Origin of the sequence: Lentzea miocenica (genome assembly GCF_033949945.1) — a bacterium.
GTDB classification, from domain to species: Bacteria; Actinomycetota; Actinomycetes; order Mycobacteriales; family Pseudonocardiaceae; genus Lentzea; species Lentzea miocenica.
Map to the genome: position 1 here is coordinate 12,141 of NZ_JAXAVW010000045.1, position 19,116 is coordinate 31,256.

Genomic DNA, 19,116 nt, shown 5'->3' on the forward strand with positions numbered 1-19,116 from the left:
GGTCAGCCCAGCAGAGTCGCGGCCGTCGGGTCGGTGATCAGCGCGGCGAACGTGTGCCGGTCCTCCCACCGCTCCGTCACCCAGGCAAGCGCCCGAGCAAGCCCCTCCGGCGTGTCAGCGGCATGTGGAACCCCATCCGCCATCCACCACTCGACCCGATGTCCGTCGACCAGAAGCTCGTCGTGCACCACGACAACCCCGTCCGGCAGCGCGACCTCGAGCAGCTCACACGCCATCCGAACCGCGCCGAGGTCCTCCCACCGCACGACCGAGCCGACGTGATCCGGAGACCCGTCGAACTCCTCAGAGGCCAACGCCAGATCCAACAGGTCCGCCAACTCCTCAGACCCGTCAGCCAGCAAAACCCGAGAAGCCGGCACAACCCCGAGCAACCACGGGTGATCCAGCACCACGACGTCGTCCGCCGCTACGACCTCACCGCTCAGCACCCGAACCCGAGCAGGCGGCACGAACTCGCAGTCCGGCAACGCGGCATGAGCCCGCAACACCACCGCGTCCGCGACAACCCGATCCGGATCCCCCAACCGCCCCAGCACGAACTCGGCGTCGTCCTCGTCCAGGATCTCCAGCCGCGACCGCACACCGGCGGCCCGCAGCACGTGCTCCGGCAGCTCCAGATCCGGCACGGCGTCGAACAGCCCGTCCAACAGCGAAGCCTCAGCAAGGCGGTACTCGCGCGGAGCCTTGCCGGACAACGAAGCGTGCCGGGCGATCCACCAGCCCGTGTACCCGTCGGGCTCGGTGACCGCCCGCCAGGTGACCGGGTCGGAAGCCAGCAACCGCAGCGCGGCCGGCCAGTCGGCCACCAGATCCAGATCCCGGACCGCCACCACCCGAGTGGGCTCGTCCGGCACCGACGACCACCACGCGGACTCGTCGGCCAGGTCGTGCTCCGGGCCCGAGGGCTCGTCGTCGACCACCAGCGAGAAGCCGTCCACGACACCGATGGCCACCAGGGCGGCGCGCGGGTAGGTGTCGGCGATCTCCTTGGACAGCACCGGGAACGCGTCCGCTTCGACCACACCCACCAGCGGTGAGTCGGGCAGCAGCAACTCGTCCGCCCGATGCCATTCACCGGAAGCGTCCGGCAAAGCCAGCGCCCCCAGCCAAGGCTCCTCCCCAGCCCGCAGCGCGGCGCGATCCACCAACCGCAGCACGGTCTCGATCAGGTCTTCGCCGTCGAGCCCAGCCTCGGCGTCCTCCAACGACCGCGCCACGTTCTCGCGCAACGAAGGATCAGCCAGCAGCTCGGAAGCCCCGGCCTCAACGGCCCCCAACCGCACCAGCAACGGGTGCACCGCATCCGGATGCACAACCCGGAGCCCGGGCAACGGCTCGTCAGCGATCAAAGTCGTGCGAGGCCCGGTGACCGTCCGCCCATCGGCCAACGGCACGGGCAGGGACTGCAGCGCCTCACGGACGTCCGGGTCGACCTCGGCCAGAGGCGCGAACGCGGCGTAGACGTCCCGCCACCACCCGGGATCACCAGAAACACCGGCCAGCGCGGCCACCACCTCGGCGGTGGAAACCCGTGGCACCTCCAAAGCGGCCAACGCCTTGGCGTGCACCGGCGCGGACAGCTCAGCGTCCAGCAGCCCCGGCAGCGCGTCCTCGACGAGCTCGACGAGCTCCTCGGATCCGACGTCCAGCACGCGCGCACGAGCAGGCGAGATCCACTCGCCGGAAGCCAGCGGCAGCCACTCCGCGGCACGCAACGAACGCAGCACCGCGGTCCGCAGCCGATCGTCCACTTCGGACAACGGGAACCCCGGCAGCGGTACCAGAGCGGTCCGCTCGACCGCAGGAATCCGAGCCACCAGAGCCGGGTACAGCGCGGCGGCCGCGTCCAGCACCGCCCAGGCGGCCGGCCCCGGCAGGATCCGGCGCCGGGAAGGCTCGACGGGCAAGGTGGCGATCAACCGAGCAGGCAACGACAAACGCTCGTCGGTCGGCGTGGGCGCGTGCAACACGTCCTCGCCCAGCGCGGACTCCAGCGGGTAAGCCCACGAGACCGTCCACTGAGGACGCTGCTCGACCCCCTGCACCAACTCCGCGGGCAGCTCACCGACAGCACGCTCGACCAGCCAGCGCGACGACCCGACGGTGACCACGCCGTCCGCGGTGACGAAGCGTTCCCACGCCTCGGCGCCGACCTCGATCCGACGCAGGCCCGGCAACGCCAGCAAGAGGTCCGGAACCTCGGCGGCCAGGTCGTCCAGCGACAGCGAGACCTTCAGCGGCAGCCGGACCTCGGTCGTGAACCCGTCCGGCACGACCTCGTCGACGGGCCACACCAGCCGCAGCACCGGCACGTCGCCGCCGCGTTCGGACGCCAGCTCCGGCACCTCGGCGCGAGTCCGCTCGGCGGAGAACTCCACGCCACCCGAGGCCGAGATCACGCGCGGCGCGTCGGTGACGGTCAGCACGGCCGCGAACCCGACGCCGAACTGCCCGACCCCGGACTCCTTGGCCGAGGCACGCAGCGACGCCAGCGCGGCGACACCGGCGACGGTCAGCGGGGCGCCGGTGTTGGCGGCCCGGAGCTCGTTGCCGACCAGGGTGATCCGCAACACACCGGGCTCGGCGCCGGACGCGTCGGCGGCGTTCTGGGCGAGCTCGACGAGCAGGCGGTCCCGGTAGCCACCGAGGCGGAGGTCCTCTTCGGCGTTCGCGTCTTCGCGGAACCGGGTGGGCGAACCACGCCAGGCGGCGACGACCGAGGTGCGCAGGGCCTCGGTGCCGAACGGGTCGGTCACTCCGAGACGTCCAGAACGTCCAGCTGCGCGTCGTCGTAGACCAGGTCGGCGACCGGCACCATCGGGCTGATGTCGACCTCGACCTGTGAGTGGGCGCCGCAGCCGTACTCGACGTGCACGACGTGGCCGTCCGCGGGCGCGATCTCGTTCGCGCACACGCCGAACGCGGCGCCGAACGCACCGGCCACGCGGGTGTAGAAGCCGCACGTGCCGCAGTGCGCGGGGGCGCTGCGGGCCATGTCGGACTTGGGACCGAAGTCGGAGTTCAGCCAGCGGTCGGCGGCGTCGACGCGGCCCTCGCGGGACAGCACCCGCGTGCGGCCGAAGCCGATCTCCAGCGCGACCTCCTCGATCGCGGGATCGTCCGACTGCACGTAGGCCTCGATCAGGCGCGGGTCGTCCTCGCGGGGTGGCATGAGGTCACCGACACCGAGGTCGCCGGCACGGACCCGTTCGCTCCACGGCACCCACTCGGGGGCGACGAGGGCGTCCTGGCCCGGCAGCAGCACGACCTCGCTGACCGACACCGGGGAACCCTCGCCCGCGTGGGCGACGGTCACGGCCCAGTTCCAGCCGCGGTAGCCCGCGTGCTCGGCCTCGAACAGGTGCGTGACGGAGTACTCGTCCTCGCCGTGCACCCCGACATGAGCGCCGACGCTGTCCACACCCGCCTCTTCCTGAGCGGCGGCGCGGGCGAGATCAACGGCGTCGAGGAGCATCTCAGTCGCGGTCACGTGGTGAATTGTGCCGCAGGACTTCGCCGGGACGAAAACTCGTGCCACCCTCCGTTGGGTGCGCTCACCCGTCTGGCTGGTCCTCGTCGCGGTTTTGGCTGCCTGCTCAACGCAGGAGCCAGCAAAACCGCAGGTAGAAGTCCTGCAAAAGATCCCGCACGACACGTCGGCGTTCACCCAGGGGTTGGAACTCGTCGACGGCGTCCTCTACGAGGGCACCGGCCTCGAGGGTCAGTCGACGATGCGGGCCCTCGATCCGTCGAGCGGGAACGTCCAGAAGAAGGTCGACCTCCCGCAGGACTTCTTCGGCGAGGGCATCACCGTCGTCGGCGACACCATCTGGCAGATCACCTGGCGCAACGGCGTGGCCATCGAACGCGACCGCAAGACGCTCGCCGAGATCCGCCGCGTCGGTTATGAGGGCGAGGGCTGGGGCATCTGCGACGACGGCGGGCGCCTGGTGATGAGCGACGGCAGCGCGAAGCTGACCTTCCGCGACCAGAAGTCGTTCCAGGAGACCGGCAGCGTGCAGGTCACCAGGGACGGCAAGCCGGTCGAGCAGCTCAACGAACTGGAGTGCGTCGCGGGCAAGGTCTGGGCGAACGTGTGGAAGACCGACGAGATCATCCGCATCGACCCGGCCAGCGGTCAGGTCGTCAACGCCTACGACCTCGCCTCGCTGAAGCCCTCCGGTGACGTCGACGTCCTCAACGGCATCGCGCACATCCCCGGAACCAACGAGTTCCTGGTCACAGGCAAGAACTGGCCGACCATCTTCCGGGTGAGGTTCAACGGGATGGGGCAGGATTGACGTGTGACCGGCGACCGCGGGTGGAGTGACGAACCGACTCCCAAGCGCTACCCGTGGCAGGACGACGAGTACCAGCCGCGGCGGCGTCGCGAGGCCGCGTCCGAACACGGTTTCGAGCCCCCGCCGCGCCGGCCCCAGAACACCCGCCCGCTGCCCAACCAGGACCAGCAGACCACTCCGACGCCCAAGCCGCCGAAGAAGCTCACGGTCACGCGCGTCGCCTGGTTCCGCGGCAAGCAGATCTCGCAGCAGGCGGTCGCGGCGTTCCGGCGCGCGGCCCACGCCGACGGCGCCGGCAAGTCCGGCATGACCTCGGTCACCTACGCCGTGATGATGAACTACGCGGCCGACGCGGCGATGGCCGTGGCGCTGGCGAACACCCTGTTCTTCTCCGCGGCGTCCGCCGAGTCCAAGACCAAGGTCGCGCTCTACCTGCTGATCACCGTCGCGCCGTTCGCGTTGATCGCGCCGGTCATCGGGCCGTTGCTGGACAAGATCCAGCGAGGACGGCGGCTCGCACTGGCCGCGTCCTGCGTGCTGCGGATCGTGCTGGCGATCGTGATGGCGCTCAACTTCGACAACTGGCTGCTGTACCCGGCGGCGCTGGGCAGCATGGTGCTCAGCAAGTCGTTCACCGTGCTCAAGTCCGCGATCACCCCGCGCGTGCTGCCGCCGGAGATCACGCTGTCCAAGACCAACGCCCGGATGACGGTCTTCGGTCTCGCGGCGGGCGCGGTGTTCGGTGCGTTCGCCGCGGGCTTCGCGCATCTGTTCGGCTCGCCGGGCGCGCTGTGGTTCACCGCCGTGCTGTGCCTGGTGAACGCGGTCGTCTGCATGAGGATCCCGTCGTGGGTCGAGGTGACCGAGGGCGAGGTCCCGGCCACGCTCACCCCCAGGCCCGCCAAGCAACGCGTGTCGCGGCACGTCGTGGTCGCGTTGTGGGGCAACGGTTCCCTCCGCATGCTGACCGGGTTCCTCACGCTGTTCGCGGCTTTCGTGGTCCGGGCGCAGACCGAGGGTGACGCGGTGCGGCAACTGCTGTTGCTCGGCGTGATCGCCGCGGCCGCGGGCATCGGCAGCTTCCTCGGCAACGCCATCGGCGCGCGCCAGCACTTCGGCAAACCGGACGAGGTGATCCTCGCCTGCGTCGGCACGGCCCTCGGCGCCACGATCGTCGCCGCGGCGCTGCCCGGCCTGATCACCGCGGCCGTCGTCGGCCTGCTGGGAGCGACGGCGTCCTCGCTGGCCAAGGTCGGCCTGGACGCGGTGATCCAGGACGACCTGCCGGAGGAGTCGCGGGCGTCCGCGTTCGGCCGCTCGGAGACGATCCTGCAGCTCGCGTGGGTCTTCGGCGGTGCGCTGGGCGTGCTGCTGCCGGCGACGTTCTGGGTCGGTTTCCTGGTGCTCTCCGTGCTGCTCGCGCTGGGCCTCACGCAGACGTGGATGTACCGCAACGGCACGTCGTTGCACCGGCTCGTCCGCAGGCCGGCCCACGCCACCCCGTAGGCTGCCTGACGTGCGTCGACTTGCTTCTGTAATGGCCGCCAGCGTTCTCGTGCTGTCCGGATGCTCGCTCCAGCAGCACGACCCCGAGGTCACGTTCTACGCGAACGGCAAGACCATCCGCATGGAGCCGACGATCTACTGCGACGTCGCCGGCGACAACTGCGCGGAGAAGAACGCTCCCGGTTCGCTCAAGGTGCCGCCGGGCAAGGTCGTGCAGATCTCGGTGGACGGGCAGCTCGCGGACGGCCTCTGGGAGGTCGTGTGCGTGTACGAGAACGCCGCAAAGGTGCAGGAAGGATGCTCTTCGCCGTTGCTCGGCAAGGGCGACGACTACACCTACACGCTCGCCGTGCCGAACGACTCCGACCAGCTGCTGCGCATCGAGGTGCACGAGGCCGCCGGTGCGGTGCTGGAGACCGGCCAGCCGCTGATGCGCGGCTCGTGGGTCGTCGACATCACGCGCTGATGAGCGCACGCGGGGAGCTTTCGTACTCTCCTGGCGCACGCAAGGGCCCCGCGTGCGGTCAGCGCTTGCCGAAGGCTTCCCACCACTCGCTCGGGGCGATGCGGAGCGCGGAGTCCATCAGCGCCTTGCCGGTGTCGGTGACCACCGACGCCTGCATGGTCTGGATGAAGCGCTCCATCTTCGTGATCCCAGCAGCCTGGTACTCCCGTGCCTGCAACAGCAGTTCGAGCTTGTCCGCGTCACGCGAGCAGCGCGCTTCCGGCGTGTGGTCATAGCTCTTCGCGGACTCGTGCTCGGCGACCAACGCCTCGATGTGCGCGGCCAGCGGCGCGGGCAAGTGCCGGACCTGGTCCGCGGCAACGGCTTCCGGCGGCACCTTCACGTCGAGGTAGAGCTTGCCGACGTACGGGATGTCGCCGATCCGCGTCTCCGGCACGTCGTGGAACAGCCCCAGCGTCGCCGCCCGGTCCGGGTTCGCACCCTCCTGGACGGCGATCGCGTACGACAGAACGCCCACCCGGAACGAGTGCGCGGCCACCGACTCCGGGTTCTGCACCCCGGCGAACAGCCACCCCGCTCGGGGCAGGCGCTTGAGCTGGCCGACCTCGTAGAGGAACTCGACGATCCTGTCCGCGTCAGACGACATGACGCCGATCCTTTTACGGATCGATGTCCCGCGCCACCGCCCGGACGACCTCCGCGACGAGTTTCATGCTCTTCTTGTCCGACGGGTATCGGCCGCGGCGCAGGTCAGGCTGCACCTTGCTCTCCAGCAGCTTGATCATGTCCTCGATCAGGCCGTGCAGTTCCTCCGCGGGACGACGGGTCGCCTCCACGACGGACGGCGCCGGGTCGACCAGGCGCACGGACAGCGCCTGCGGGCCACGCCGGCCTTCCGCCATGCCGAACTCGATGCGCTGGCCGGCTTTCAGACCGGTGACACCCGGAGGCAACGCCGCCTTGCGGACGTAGACGTCCTCGCCACCGTCCTGGGTGACGAATCCGAAGCCCTTCTCCGTGTCGTACCACTTGACCTTGCCGGTCGGCACCGCGCTCACCATTCCCAAGCTTGTCGCACAACGAACGCGCCCCAGGCGTACCCAGGACGCGTCCCACCAGAGTAGCCAGAAGACCAGGCGGAGGGCACCTCCGTTAGCGCGACTACGCTGCTGACCATGACCGCAGTGAAACTGATGCCGCTGGCAGTGGGCGTGTTCGCCGTTGGCGTGCTCGCGATCATCGTGGTCTTCGTGCTGTTCGCCACCGGCCACAGCGACCTGCCGGTGTGGCTGAACGTGATCGCGACCTACGCCCCCGCGATCGGCCTGGCGCTCGGGATCATCGCGGTGGTCAGGAAAGCACGCCGGAAGAAGTCCTGAGCCAGTCCGGGAACTCGCGCAGGTCCTCCAGGACGACCGCGGCACCCGCCTCTGCCAGCTCGGTTCGCGAGCAGGGCCCCGTGACGACGCCGACGCCCAGCGCTCCGGCGGCCGCCGCCCCGCGCATGTCGCCGACGTGATCACCCACGTAGACCGCCGCGCCGTGCAGCTTGAGCGACTCGGCCTTGCCCGTCGCCCACAGCTCGCCGTAGAGGTGGTCGACCTCCCAGCCGAGCGCTTCCAGGTGCAGTGCGGCGTTCTTGCGGTACTTGCCGGTCACGACCATGGTGTGCCCGCCGAGCTCCCGGACGCACTGCAACGCCTGAGCCGCCCCTGGCAGCGCGACCGTCCCGGGGATCACGAGGTCCGGGTACAGCGCGCGGAACAGCGTGACCAGCTCGGGGATCTCCTCCTCTGGCACGCCCATGTCGCGGTAGGTCATGTCGAGGGGCGGGCCGAGGTTCGCCGCGAAGTGCTCGCCGTCGAGGGCGTGGCCGGTGCGGGCGCCCACCTCGTTCAGCACGGCGGCCATGCCAGGTCGCGGGTCGATCAGGGTCATGTCCAGGTCGAAACCCACGGTGAACGGCACAGAACCTCACTCTACGTCTTTACAAAACCCATAACTGTGTAAAAGCTGAGCGCGTGAGCGACATCACCGAGCAGTTACTGGACTCAGCCGCGGACCTGCTCGCGGCCCACGGTTTCCACGGGCTGCGCATGATCGAGGTCGCCAGCCGCGCCGGGGTGAGCAGGCAGACCGTCTACAACGAGTTCGGCAACAAGGAAGGGCTCGTCCAGGCCGTCGCGGCGCATCAGACGGAGGAGTACCTCTCCGGGATCGTCACGCGGCTCAAGGAGAACCCCGACCCGTGGGAGGCGATGCGGTCGGCGTTCCGCTACACCTTCGAACGGACCGAGAAGGACCGGCTGGTCTCCGCCGTGCTGACCGGGCAGGACGCCGAGGACCTGTTGCCGTTCCTGACGATTCGCGGCCATCCGGTGTTGTTCCACGCGACCGAGGTCGTCGAGCGGCACCTCACCGAGCACTTTCCCGGCCGGCACGTGCGGCTCACTGCCGAGACGACCGTGCGACTGGCGTTGAGCCACCTGCTGATGCCGAGCGGCGACCTCGACAGCGCGATGGACGCCGTCGTCGGGGTGGCCAGAACGATGCTGGAGGCACTTCCCCGAGGTGCTTGAGACCACAATCCGCGAGTAGGTGACCCCTTGTTGCAATAAACTTGCAGCAAGGGGAGGTGTCCGGTGGTCGCTGTTTCGACGCGCCTGCGCGCGGGTGCGGCGTTGCTCGGTCCGGCGTTCGTCGCCGCGATCGCGTACGTCGATCCCGGCAACGTGGCCACGAACACCGCGGCGGGCGCGAAGTACGGGTACCTGCTGGTGTGGGTGCTCGTCGTCGCGAACGTCATGGCGGGGCTCGTGCAGTACCTGTCGGCGAAGCTCGGCCTCGTGACCGGGAAGTCGTTGCCGGAGGCCGTGCGGGACCACCTGCCCCGCCCGGTGCGGCTCGCGTACTGGGGCCAGGCCGAGGTGGTCGCGATGGCCACCGATCTCGCCGAGGTGCTCGGCGGGGCGATCGCGCTGGCGTTGCTGTTCGACCTCCCGCTGCTGCTCGGCGGTGTGATCACCGGTGTCGTGTCGACGATTTTGCTGCTGGTGCAGGACAAACGCGGGCAGAAGCCGTTCGAGCGCGTGATCACGACGATGCTGATCGTCATCGCGGTCGGGTTCATGGCGGGACTTTTCGTGGCACCACCGTCGGTTTCCGGGGCTGTTTCCGGCTTGGTGCCGCGGTTCGACGGCGCGGACAGCGTGCTGCTCGCGGCGGGCATGCTCGGCGCCACGGTCATGCCGCACGCGGTCTACCTGCACTCGGCGCTGGCGCGCGACCGGCACGGCAAGAACCCGTCGGTGCTCGGCGCGACGAAGATCGACGTCGTCGTCGCGATGCTGCTCGCCGGTGCGGTCAACATGGCGATGCTGCTGCTCGCTGCTTCGGCGTTGCAGGGCGAGGAAGGCGTGGACACGCTCGAAGGAGCGCACGCGGCCGTCTCGGCCCAGCTGGGCGGCGGGATCGCGCTGCTGTTCGCTCTGGGTTTGCTGGCTTCGGGTTTCGCGTCCACGGCCGTCGGCTGCTATGCCGGCGCGGTGGTGATGGACGGTCTGCTGCGAGTGCGGATTCCGTTGCTGACACGCCGATTGGTGACGCTCGTGCCCGCGCTGGCGATCCTGGCGTTCGGCGTCGATCCGACGTTCGCGCTGGTGCTGTCGCAGGTCGTGCTGTCGTTCGGGATCCCGTTCGCGCTGATCCCGTTGGTGTGGCTGACCGCGCGCCGATCCGTGATGGGATCCTTCACGAACCGGCGCTCGGTCACCGCGGCCGCGTGCGTGGTGGCGTTCGCGGTGGTCGTGCTGAACGTCGCGCTGATCTACTTGACAGTCTCCGCGTAGGAGACGCCGAGCTGGCGCAGGGCCTCCTCCAGCGTGCGCATGACCTCCAGGGTGTTCGCCCAGGTGATCGACGGGTGCTCCGTCAGGCCGCCGGCGACGGACTCCTCGACCGCGCGGATCTGGTGCGTGTAGCCCTCGTCCTCGATGGTGTGCTCGACGCCGTTGATGGTCGCCCTGGTGGCGTTGAACATCGGGTCGGCGATGTCGATGCGCCCCTTGGTGCCGACGATCGTGGCGGCACACCCGATCCCGGCGACGAGCGAGCAGCCGAGCAGGGCGTGCGCACCGTTGTCGTAGGCCAGGAGGATGCCGGCCTCAGCGTCCACTCCGGTCGGCACTTTGCTGCCGTGCGCGCGGATGTGCGTTGGTACGCCTAGAAGTTGATGCGTGAACGCGACCGGGTAGACGCCGAGGTCGAGCATCGCGCCACCGCCCGCCTCCTTCGCCCAGAGCCGGTCGTCGGGGTTGAAGGCGTGCGCGAAACCGAAGTCCGCGCGGACCATCCGGACCTCGCCGATCTCGTCGTTCCGGACGGCCTCGTGCACCTTGCGGATCAACGGGTTGAACCGCGTCCACATGGCTTCCATCAGGAAGAGGTTCTTCGACCTCGCCCGTTCGACCATCTCCTCGGCGTCGGCGACCGTGAGAGCGAAGGCCTTCTCGCACAACACGTGCTTGCCGGCGTCGAGCGCGGCGAGCGTGACCTCGTGGTGCTGGCCGTGCGGCGTGGCCACGTAGACGACGTCGACGTCCGGATCCGCGAGCAGATCGCGGTAGTCGCCGTACGCGCGTTCGATGCCGAACCGCTCGGCAAACGCTTGCGCCTTCGTGACATCGCGCGAGGACACCGCGAGAACCGTGACGCCCTCGACTTTCAGCATGTCGGCGGTAACAGCTTGCGCGATTCCGCCCGTTGCGATCACACCCCACTTCATGAGGTGAGCTTAGGCTGGAAGCATGCGCCTCATCCTCAACGTGATCTGGCTGGTGCTCGCCGGGTTCTGGATGGCCGTCGGCTACGCGGTCGCCGGCCTCATCTGCTGCATCCTGATCATCACGATCCCGTGGGGCATCGCGTCGTTCCGGATCGCGAACTACGCGCTCTGGCCGTTCGGCCGGGAGGTCGTGGAGAAGCCTGGCGCGGGCACCGGGTCGTTGCTGGGCAACGTCATCTGGATCATCGTCGCCGGCCTCTGGCTCGCCATCGGCCACATCGTCACCGGCATCGCGCTGTGCATCACGATCATCGGCATCCCGCTCGGCGTCGCCAACTTCAAGCTGGTGAAGGTCTCGCTGGTGCCGCTGGGCAAGGAGATCGTCGACGTCCCGTGAGGATCTCCCGCTTCCCGTCGGGGGCGGGAAGCGGGAGATCACTCAGTGGCACGGCTGTCAGGCTTCGTCGCCCAGCAGCTCGTGCAGGCACAGGATGTTGCCCTCGGTGTCGGTGAACCACGCCGCGCGCTCGTTGCCCATGACCGCGATGTGGTTGACCGTCTTGAAGTCGGGCAGGTCGTAGTCCTCGAAGTGCACGCCCTTGTCCTCGAGCTCGCGGATCTCGGACTCCAGGTCCGGCACCTCGAAGCTGATGACGGTGTGCCCGGTCTGCGCGCCCTTCTCCGCAGGCATCAGTCCCAGCGCGTCGCCCTGACCGAGCGCGAAGATCCGCGTGCCGTCCGGCGCCGTGGCGACGGGCTTGAGCCCGAGCGCGTCGGTGTAGAAGCGCCCGGCCCGCTCCGGGTCTTCGACGGGCAGCATCGTGGTGGTCTTGGTGGCGGTGAGCATGGGGCGCCTCCTTCGACGGAATCCACCGATGTTGCGCGCGTCACACCGGATGCACAAGTGCCCTTTCACCCGTTCGTGACCTGCGGAGATAGTTGATCGGCGGAACGATTTCGCTCCGTGAACACTCCGCTTCTCGCCGTGCTCGCGGCCGAGTGATCGAACCCGTCGTGGCGCCTTCGACCACGTCCTCGGACACGTCCGCGCGCACGTTTGTCCGCGAGAACCTGACGCCTGCGCGGGCCACGCCGACCACGGTGTCGAGACGTCGAGACGAGGGCCTGCCTCCGCCGCCCCACTCGTGCGTGATCGTGCGGCGACCCTCGCTAGGCGTGGCGGGTGTTGTCGTCGAGGCTCAGCAGCTCCACGGCCTTGGCCCGCATCTCCACCTTGCGGACCTTGCCCGTGACCGTCATCGGGAACTCCTCCACGACGTGCACGTATCGCGGCACCTTGTAGTGGGCCAGCTTCCCGGTGCAGAACTCCCGGACGGCCTCGGCGGTCAGCGGTGCGGCGCCCTCGCGCAGGCGGACCCAGGCCATGAGCTCCTCGCCGTACTTGGCGTCGGGCACGCCGATCACCTGGGCGTCGAGCACGTCCGGGTGGGTGTAGAGGAACTCCTCGATCTCCCGCGGGTAGATGTTCTCGCCGCCGCGGATGACCATGTCCTTGATGCGGCCGGTGATGTTCACGTAGTCGTCGTCGTCCATCACCGCGAGGTCGCCGGTGTGCATCCAGCCCGCCTGGTCGACCGCCTCGGCCGTCTTCCCGGGTTCGTTCCAGTAGCCGAGCATGACGGAGTAGCCGCGGGTGCACAGCTCCCCCGGCACTCCGCGCGGCACGGTGAGGCCGGTGTCCGGGTCGACCACCTTGACTTCGAGGTGGGGGCCGACGCGGCCGACTGTCCCCACTCGGCGGTCGAGCGAGTCGTCGATCCGCGTTTGTGTTGACACCGGGGAGGTTTCGGTCATGCCGTAGCAGATCGAGACCTCGCGCATGCCCATGCGGTCGACGACCTGTTTCATCACCTCTACCGGGCACGGCGAGCCAGCCATGATGCCGGTGCGCAACGACGACAGGTCGTAGCCGTCGATCAGGTCGAGCATGGCGATGAACATCGTCGGCACGCCGTACAGCGAGGTGCAGCGCTCTTCCTGAACCGCCGCAAGGGTTTTGGCGGGGTCGAAGGCCGGGGCGGGGATCACGACGCACGCGCCGTGGCTGGTGGCGGCGAGGTTGCCCATGACCATGCCGAAGCAGTGGTAGAACGGCGGCACCACGCAGATGCGGTCGTGCTCGGTGTAGTCGATCAGCTCGCCGACGAAGTAGCCGTTGTTGAGGATGTTGTGGTGCGAAAGCGTTGCGCCCTTGGGGAATCCCGTGGTGCCGGAGGTGTACTGGATGTTGATCGGGTCGTCGCGGTCCAGCTCGACGTCCGGGATCTCCGTTCCGGTCCACTGTGGATCGTCGGTGAACACGACGTGCTGGAGCTCGGGACAGCGCGGCCGCACCTGTTCGATCATGGCCGCGTAGTCCGAGGTCTTGAACGTGCGCGCGGACACCAGCGTGTGGATGCCGGCCTGGTTCAGCACGTACTCCAGCTCGTGCACCCGGTACGCAGGGTTGACGTTGACCAGGATCGCGCCGATCCGGGCCGTCGCGTACTGCACGAACACCCACTCGGCGCAGTTCGGCGCCCAGATCCCGACGCGGTCGCCCTTGCGGACTCCCAGCGTCACCAGCCCGGCGGCGGCGCGGTCCACTTCGGCGGCCAGTTCGGCGTAGGTCCACCGTCGATCTGTGGCCTTGTCGACAAGTGCCTCGCGGTCACCGAAGCGCGCGACGGTCGCGGCGAAGTTCGCGTGGATCGTGTCGCCCAGCAGCGGGGCGGCGGACGTGCCCGAGGAGTAGCTGGCGGTCATCCACCCGACCGTAGTCAGGCTTCGGCGTATGGCAAGGGGACGACCAGGCACGGACCGCCGCTGTAGAGGCCCGCGTCGATCGCCAGCACCTTGTCGTCGGCGTACACGAGCGGCCCGTCGATCTCCTCCGGCGTCACGCCGAGCTGGTCGGCGATCACGCTGTGGCCGTGCACGATCGTGTTGCCGCCCAACGTGGCCAGCAGCTCGTCCGCGATCTCGGGACCCTGCGGACCCCGGAACGCGTACCGGGTCGTCATCTTGCGCCAGCACTCCCACCAGTCGACCAGGTCGTCGCTCTTGAGCACCTGGCGAACCGCCTCGTTGACCTCCTCGATCGAGGACCCCCATTCGAGGTAGGCCACGGTGTCGGAGTGCATCAGCAGGTGGTCGTCGCGCAGCTTCAGCACCGGTCGCGTCGTCAGCCACTCGACGTGCTCGTCGGTCAGCCGGTCCTGGTCGCTGCGCAGCCCGCCGTTGAGCAGCCAGCTGCGCGCGAACGACCGCGGGCCCATGCTGTCCGGCACCTGGTCGTCGCCGAACCGGTGCATGCCGAGCAGCAGCACCTCGTGGTTGCCGATCAGCGAGCTGACCGATCCGCCCGCCTCGGCCGCCTCCTCGCCGAGGCGCATGACCAGATCGATCACGCCCACGCCGTCCGGGCCGCGGTCCACGAAGTCGCCGAGGAACCACAGCTCGGCCTCGCCGCCCGTCCAGTGCCCTTCCTCGTCGCACAGTTCGGCGACGTGCAGGGCTCTGGTCAGTTCTGCGAGGTGCCCGTGCACGTCACCAACGACGTACATCGGGCGTCGATCCGTGTCCACGTCCGCGACGATAAGCGATGGATGCTCGCGCGTCAGTGGTCAGCCCAGATCAGCGCTCGCGCCAGGCGAGCGGGGAGATCGCCAGAGCGGCCTCGGCGATCTTGCGCGCCGTCTCGGTCTTGACACTCTTGAGTGCCGAATCGATCCACCCGTCGACCCTCTGCACGCCCACGTCCCGGTACTCGACCGCCTGCAGAAGCATCTCCAGTTTGTCCGCGTCCTTCGCGCACAACGCCTCGACGGACTGCTGGTCCTCGTACTCGTCGACAGCGGCCCGGACCGCATCGCGTGAAGCCTCGGGCAGGCTCGCCGTCTGGTCGGCGGTGATCCGACGCGGATCAGGTTTGGTCATGTACCCGCTGATCGTGTGCGGCAGATCACCCGTCCGCGTCTCCTGGGTGTCGTGCCACAGGGCGATGAACGAAGCCCGTGCCGGGTCCGCGCCCTCCTCCGCGGCGAGCAGGGCTGCAAGCTGCGCCACTCGCATGCTGTGCTCGGCGACGGACTCCGGGTCGCGCACGCCCGCGTGCCACCAGCCAGACCGCCGGATGCGCTTGAGAATTCCCAGCTCGTAGCCGAAGGCGGCGAGCGCGGCAGCTGCCTGGTCTGACACGTCTGTTCGGTCCTCTCTCAGCGGTCAGCGATGCGCAGTGCGTACCGCAGGCCTGCGACTTGATCACGGCCTGCATTGGTCAGGTTGCCACTCGACGCCAGACGGTCGAGAACGTCGTCAAGCCGCTTGCGGACACCAGCCCGGCTGGTCAGGAGCATCGGACGAGACGCGACCAGAGCATGCAGCGTGTGAAGGTTCAGCGGCAGGTGCGCTGACTCTGGAGCAAGCCGGTCCATCAGGTGGGTCAGCAGCCGAGCACCTGTCCACGAACGCGTGTCGTCGATCAACATGAACGCGTCGTTCGTCTGCTCGTCGCTCAGGTCACCGATCCAGTAGGCCCAGTAGTTCAGGTTCGCCACTTCGGCGTGCGAGTCGGCCGTCCGCTCAACGAAGTCGTGGATCTGCGTGGGCTCCCCCGCTGAAGCAAGCGCGACAGACGCAGATCGCGCTTCGAGCAGACCCGTGACGTCTCCGTCCCGGACGATGCGGCGTCCCGCGCGGCGCCACTCGTCGCGCAACCAGTTCACGACCTGAGGTCGCCCGTCGAACCCGAGCAGGTAGACCGCCTGCCGACGCAACAACGCCTCCTCGGAGGAGGTGCCTTGCTCCGCGATCGCGATCAGGTGGTCGAAGAACTGCGAGCGCTGCTCAACGGACAAGGTCGGATGGAGGGCGACCGGCCCTCTGCGCGGCACCTTCGGCGTGAACTCCCGCAACTGGTGAGGAAGTGTGCCGGTGATCGGCCAGGTGATCAGGTTTGTGGTCGTGCGTCGATGCACGCTGGCGGACAGCGGGTGGCAGTCGGCGTCGACAATCGTGCTTCCCGCGGTGATGGCAGTCGACAACACCTGATCGGCTTCTATTGCCTCGGTGAGGTGCCGGCGCGTGGATGCCGGAGCACCCAGCCTGGTCAGTCGTGAGGTCAGGCGGAGGAAATCACCCGCGTTCATCGCGGCGAGCGGACGGCGCCCCGACTCCCATCCCTGCACCGTCGTCACGTCAACAGGAAGAGCCTCCGCAAGCCTTTCCTGAGTCAGTCCGGCCGCTTGCCTCGCCAGCTTGAGCACGAAGCCCGACACGACACCAGTCGAGCGCGAACCCTGACCGCTGGTCGATGTTGCCGCCGCTCGACTCATCAGGTCTCCCGTATCAGTCGCCTTGTCGAGAAATCCGCACTCGCACCGTCGGTCAGTTCTGCGCAGCCTCGCACGATCGTAGCGTCATGTGTCAGAGCGACTACGGAAAGTTGGAACGGTGACGAAGCGCGACTATCGGCCTTCCATGACCGAGCGATCTGTCGGTCGAACTGTCAGAACATGGCGGAAACAAAGAAGTCTGAGCCTGACCGCCGCAGGCGCCCTGATCGGCTTTTCGGGCGCGAAGCTGAGCCTCATGGAGAACGCTCTCCATCCGACTGACCCAACCGAAGTCATCGCGCTGGCGCTCATCTACCGCGTCAACAGTGCCACGTGGAAGCCGATCGCTCGGCAGGCAGCAGGCGATTTCGTCATCAACGCCGCGGAAGACGTCAGAGACGTTCACCCCGAGGTGAGCATCCTCCGCGAGTTCGGCGGAGATGGGCTCCCGCCCTTGCACCGCAGCCCCGAGTACACAGCCCGTCTCGCGTCCGCGGACGAACCGCTCCAAAGCGAAATCCTCGTCTCCGAGGACGCCGTGAGACAAGCGGCGGGCAAGCGGTCAGAGAGCGTCCACCTCATGAACATCGTGCGGCTGGCCGAAAGTGGGCGGATCAGTGTCAGAGTACTGCGCTGTCACACCGACGAAATGCCGCAGGCGACCGAGTCTTTTGCTGTTCTGTCCTTCCGGCACCCGCAGCACGACGATGTCGTGTTCGTGGAGCGACCATGCTCCAACTCGTACATCGAAGATCCGGTCGCGTGCCAACTGCTGCTGCAGGGATTCGAGGCGTTGAAGCGTGCAACGTCGGGGGCGGAGGAGTCGACCGACTTCATCGCAGAACTCGTGGAAGGGCGGCTTGGATGAACGACGAGCTTCGCTTCGCCCTGAACGCGCTTTCACTGCAAGGGTTGGCGCTCAAACGCCACATTCTCAGCAGGCTTCTCAACAGCTTCCCTGCGCAACTGACCGCCACTGAGGTCGCGAAAGGTGGGCCACATCGAACCGACGCATCCGTCCGGGGCGCCCTCAAAACGCTCGATCGCATCGGCGCTGTGCAGCTCTTGTCCCAGGACGAAACCGGGGATGTCGCCCGGTGCCGCATCGCACCAGGCACCCAAGAGACGATCCGTGCGTTCCTGCTGCAGGAGGATGAGGAGTCACGCACATTGTCTCCGTTGCCTCCCCGGCGGGCCTATCAGCAGGTGCTGAGGGCGATGTACGAGTACCCGGAGCAGACCTTCACCCTCAAATCCTTGCTCGACAGGGTATGGAGCGAACGCACGAGCGTACGGGCACCGCTGGTCGAACTCTGCGAAGCGGGCTATCTGCTGCGAGGCCTCACCGATGAGAGCCGACACGGTCGTCCGGAGTTCACCTACCGGCTGAACCCGAACGCCAAGGACCACGCGGACGCGCTGCTTTGCGCGCCCACGTGCTCGCCGCGGCCAAGGAGCTAGGCGGCCGCCCAGTCGCCGAACGGGTCCTGAGAGTGACCGACGAGCTCCGCGATCGACTTCAGCACGCGCGTCGGCCGGTACGGGTACATCTCGGCGCTCTCCGCGGTGAAGACGCCGGACAGCACGAGGATGGTCGACAGGCCCGCTTCCAGGCCCGACCGCACGTCGGTGTCCATGCGGTCGCCGATCATCAGCGCGTTCTCGGAGTGCGAGCCGAGCGCCCGCAGAGCCGAACGCATCATCAACGGGTTCGGCTTGCCGACGTAATACGGCTCACGGCCGGTGGCGCGCTCGATCAGCGCCGCCACGGCGCCGGTCGCGGGCAGCGAGCCCTCGCGCGACGGGCCGGTCGCGTCGGGGTTGGTCGCGATGAACTTCGCGCCCTCCTCGACCAGGCGGATGGCCTTGGTGATCGCGGTGAAGCTGTACGTGCGGGTCTCGCCGAGCACCACGTAGTCCGGGTCGCGGTCGGTCAGCACGTAGCCGATCTCGTGCAGCGCGGTGGTGAGGCCGGCCTCGCCGATGACGAACGCCGAGCCGTTCGGGCGCTGCGAGTCGAGGAACTTGGCCGTGGCCAGCGCGGACGTCCAGATGGACGTCTCCGGGATGTCCAGGCCGGTGCGCTGCAGACGCGCGCGGAGGTCCCGTGGCGTGTAGATGGAGTTGTTCGTGAGCACGAGGAACGGGGTCTCGGATGCACGGAGCTCCGCGACCAGCTCGTCCGCTCCCGGGATGAGGTGCTCCTCGTGCACGAGGACGCCGTCCATGTCCATCAAGTAGTGCCACATGGGTCTAAGTATCGATCACGCGGGCGCGGAACGTCGCGATCTGGAGCTGGAGATAACGCTCGATAACCTGGAGTTCATCCTCGCCGAAGTGGCCGAGCACCTCGATGAGGCTCTGCCGCGCCTCCTCGAAGAGGTGCCCGAACTTCTCCACGTCGCCGATGGTGACCTCGACGAGGACCTTGCGGCGGTCGTGCGGATCCCGGACACGACGGACGAAACCGGCGTGTTCGAGACGGTCGATCACGCCCGTGACCGCACCGGTGGAGAGACCGGAGAGCTCGGCGAGGCGGCCGGCCGTCAGCGGTCCCTCGGCCCTCATGGCCAGGTCGATGCACTTCTCGTCGGTCGCGGACAGGCCCATCTTGGCGGCGACCTTCGTGTGGAACATGACGGTGAGCGCGCTCTGCTCCCTCATGTACCAGGTGAACCTATCCAGCACTTCAGGTTCCATGTT

22 protein-coding genes are annotated in these 19,116 nt (G+C 68.2%); 9 read left to right on the plus strand and 13 right to left on the minus strand.

The window, feature by feature from the left end:
- Positions 1-2: 2 nt before the first annotated feature.
- Both SK803_RS40270 and SK803_RS40275 read right to left on the minus strand, forming a co-directional pair.
- Entirely contained in the window at positions 3-2,777 is a 2,775-nt protein-coding gene (locus SK803_RS40270) for a sacsin N-terminal ATP-binding-like domain-containing protein (RefSeq protein WP_319971466.1), read from the minus strand.
- Entirely contained in the window at positions 2,774-3,511 is a 738-nt protein-coding gene (locus SK803_RS40275; RefSeq protein ID WP_319971467.1) for a DUF3027 domain-containing protein, read from the minus strand. Before SK803_RS40275 ends, SK803_RS40270 begins: the two co-directional genes overlap by 4 nt.
- Positions 3,512-3,569: 58 nt before the next feature.
- On the opposite strand from SK803_RS40275, the gene SK803_RS40280 reads away from it, so the two are divergent.
- Genes SK803_RS40280 through SK803_RS40290 form a run of 3 tightly spaced genes read left to right on the plus strand, consistent with a single transcriptional unit; the run spans position 3,570 to position 6,294 of the window.
- Positions 3,570-4,322: a glutaminyl-peptide cyclotransferase gene (locus SK803_RS40280; protein WP_319971468.1), complete on the plus strand. Its 753-nt coding sequence runs from the start codon at positions 3,570-3,572 to the stop codon at positions 4,320-4,322.
- 3 nt (positions 4,323-4,325) lie between these two features.
- Positions 4,326-5,828 (plus strand): MFS transporter, encoded by a 1,503-nt coding sequence (locus tag SK803_RS40285; RefSeq protein WP_319971469.1) that lies wholly within the window; start codon positions 4,326-4,328, stop codon positions 5,826-5,828.
- A 31-nt stretch (positions 5,829-5,859) separates the two neighbouring features.
- The gene (locus tag SK803_RS40290; protein ID WP_319971470.1) at positions 5,860-6,294 is read left to right on the plus strand and encodes a DUF2771 family protein; all 435 of its coding nucleotides are present in this window, start codon (positions 5,860-5,862) and stop codon (positions 6,292-6,294) included.
- Positions 6,295-6,352: 58 nt separating this feature from the next.
- On the opposite strand, the gene SK803_RS40295 is transcribed toward SK803_RS40290, so the two are convergent.
- Positions 6,353-6,940, minus strand: a complete 588-nt coding sequence (locus SK803_RS40295; protein WP_319971471.1) for an HD domain-containing protein — start codon at positions 6,938-6,940, stop codon at positions 6,353-6,355.
- A 13-nt stretch (positions 6,941-6,953) separates the two neighbouring features.
- Positions 6,954-7,343 (minus strand): cold-shock protein, encoded by a 390-nt coding sequence (locus tag SK803_RS40300; protein ID WP_319971472.1) that lies wholly within the window; start codon positions 7,341-7,343, stop codon positions 6,954-6,956.
- A gap of 126 nt (positions 7,344-7,469) precedes the next feature.
- Between SK803_RS40300 and SK803_RS40305 the strand changes: the two genes are divergently transcribed.
- Positions 7,470-7,673, plus strand: a complete 204-nt coding sequence (locus SK803_RS40305; protein ID WP_319971473.1) for a hypothetical protein — start codon at positions 7,470-7,472, stop codon at positions 7,671-7,673.
- Here the strand turns inward: SK803_RS40305 and SK803_RS40310 are convergent.
- Positions 7,645-8,262, minus strand: a complete 618-nt coding sequence (locus SK803_RS40310; RefSeq protein ID WP_319971474.1) for an HAD family hydrolase — start codon at positions 8,260-8,262, stop codon at positions 7,645-7,647. The two genes, SK803_RS40305 and SK803_RS40310, sit on opposite strands and share 29 nt — an antisense overlap.
- Positions 8,263-8,315: 53 nt before the next feature.
- Between SK803_RS40310 and SK803_RS40315 the strand changes: the two genes are divergently transcribed.
- Both SK803_RS40315 and SK803_RS40320 read left to right on the plus strand, forming a co-directional pair.
- Complete coding sequence (locus tag SK803_RS40315) at positions 8,316-8,873, plus strand: TetR/AcrR family transcriptional regulator (RefSeq protein ID WP_319971475.1); 558 nt, start codon at positions 8,316-8,318, stop codon at positions 8,871-8,873.
- A gap of 63 nt (positions 8,874-8,936) precedes the next feature.
- Positions 8,937-10,142: an Nramp family divalent metal transporter gene (locus SK803_RS40320; RefSeq protein WP_319971476.1), complete on the plus strand. Its 1,206-nt coding sequence runs from the start codon at positions 8,937-8,939 to the stop codon at positions 10,140-10,142.
- Here the strand turns inward: SK803_RS40320 and SK803_RS40325 are convergent.
- The gene (locus tag SK803_RS40325) at positions 10,121-11,077 is read right to left on the minus strand and encodes a Gfo/Idh/MocA family protein (protein ID WP_319971477.1); all 957 of its coding nucleotides are present in this window, start codon (positions 11,075-11,077) and stop codon (positions 10,121-10,123) included. The genes SK803_RS40320 and SK803_RS40325 overlap by 22 nt on opposite strands.
- A 22-nt stretch (positions 11,078-11,099) precedes the next feature.
- Between SK803_RS40325 and SK803_RS40330 the strand changes: the two genes are divergently transcribed.
- The gene (locus SK803_RS40330; RefSeq protein WP_319971478.1) at positions 11,100-11,474 is read left to right on the plus strand and encodes a YccF domain-containing protein; all 375 of its coding nucleotides are present in this window, start codon (positions 11,100-11,102) and stop codon (positions 11,472-11,474) included.
- Positions 11,475-11,531: 57 nt separating this feature from the next.
- On the opposite strand, the gene SK803_RS40335 is transcribed toward SK803_RS40330, so the two are convergent.
- From SK803_RS40335 to SK803_RS40355, 5 genes are all read right to left on the minus strand, one after another.
- Positions 11,532-11,924 (minus strand): VOC family protein, encoded by a 393-nt coding sequence (locus SK803_RS40335; RefSeq protein ID WP_319971479.1) that lies wholly within the window; start codon positions 11,922-11,924, stop codon positions 11,532-11,534.
- 323 nt (positions 11,925-12,247) lie between these two features.
- Positions 12,248-13,843: an AMP-binding protein gene (locus SK803_RS40340; RefSeq protein WP_319971480.1), complete on the minus strand. Its 1,596-nt coding sequence runs from the start codon at positions 13,841-13,843 to the stop codon at positions 12,248-12,250.
- Between the two features lie 14 nt (positions 13,844-13,857).
- The gene (locus SK803_RS40345) at positions 13,858-14,643 is read right to left on the minus strand and encodes a metallophosphoesterase (RefSeq protein ID WP_319971533.1); all 786 of its coding nucleotides are present in this window, start codon (positions 14,641-14,643) and stop codon (positions 13,858-13,860) included.
- A gap of 70 nt (positions 14,644-14,713) precedes the next feature.
- Complete coding sequence (locus tag SK803_RS40350; RefSeq protein WP_319971481.1) at positions 14,714-15,277, minus strand: HD domain-containing protein; 564 nt, start codon at positions 15,275-15,277, stop codon at positions 14,714-14,716.
- A gap of 17 nt (positions 15,278-15,294) precedes the next feature.
- On the minus strand, positions 15,295-16,413 hold the full coding sequence (locus tag SK803_RS40355) for a helix-turn-helix domain-containing protein (RefSeq protein ID WP_319971482.1): 1,119 nt from the start codon (positions 16,411-16,413) through the stop codon (positions 15,295-15,297).
- A 118-nt stretch (positions 16,414-16,531) separates the two neighbouring features.
- On the opposite strand from SK803_RS40355, the gene SK803_RS40360 reads away from it, so the two are divergent.
- Positions 16,532-17,281, plus strand: coding sequence for a Scr1 family TA system antitoxin-like transcriptional regulator (locus SK803_RS40360; RefSeq protein ID WP_319971483.1), 750 nt, complete (start codon positions 16,532-16,534; stop codon positions 17,279-17,281).
- On the plus strand, positions 17,278-17,874 hold the full coding sequence (locus tag SK803_RS40365; protein ID WP_319971484.1) for a hypothetical protein: 597 nt from the start codon (positions 17,278-17,280) through the stop codon (positions 17,872-17,874). The genes SK803_RS40360 and SK803_RS40365 overlap by 4 nt, the downstream gene beginning before the upstream one ends.
- Here the strand turns inward: SK803_RS40365 and SK803_RS40370 are convergent.
- Together SK803_RS40370 and SK803_RS40375 are read right to left on the minus strand one after the other, a co-directional pair.
- Positions 17,871-18,662, minus strand: coding sequence for an HAD-IIA family hydrolase (locus SK803_RS40370; RefSeq protein ID WP_319971485.1), 792 nt, complete (start codon positions 18,660-18,662; stop codon positions 17,871-17,873). The two genes, SK803_RS40365 and SK803_RS40370, sit on opposite strands and share 4 nt — an antisense overlap.
- 4 nt (positions 18,663-18,666) lie before the next feature.
- Positions 18,667-19,113: a MarR family winged helix-turn-helix transcriptional regulator gene (locus tag SK803_RS40375; RefSeq protein WP_319971486.1), complete on the minus strand. Its 447-nt coding sequence runs from the start codon at positions 19,111-19,113 to the stop codon at positions 18,667-18,669.
- Positions 19,114-19,116 lie beyond the last annotated feature (3 nt).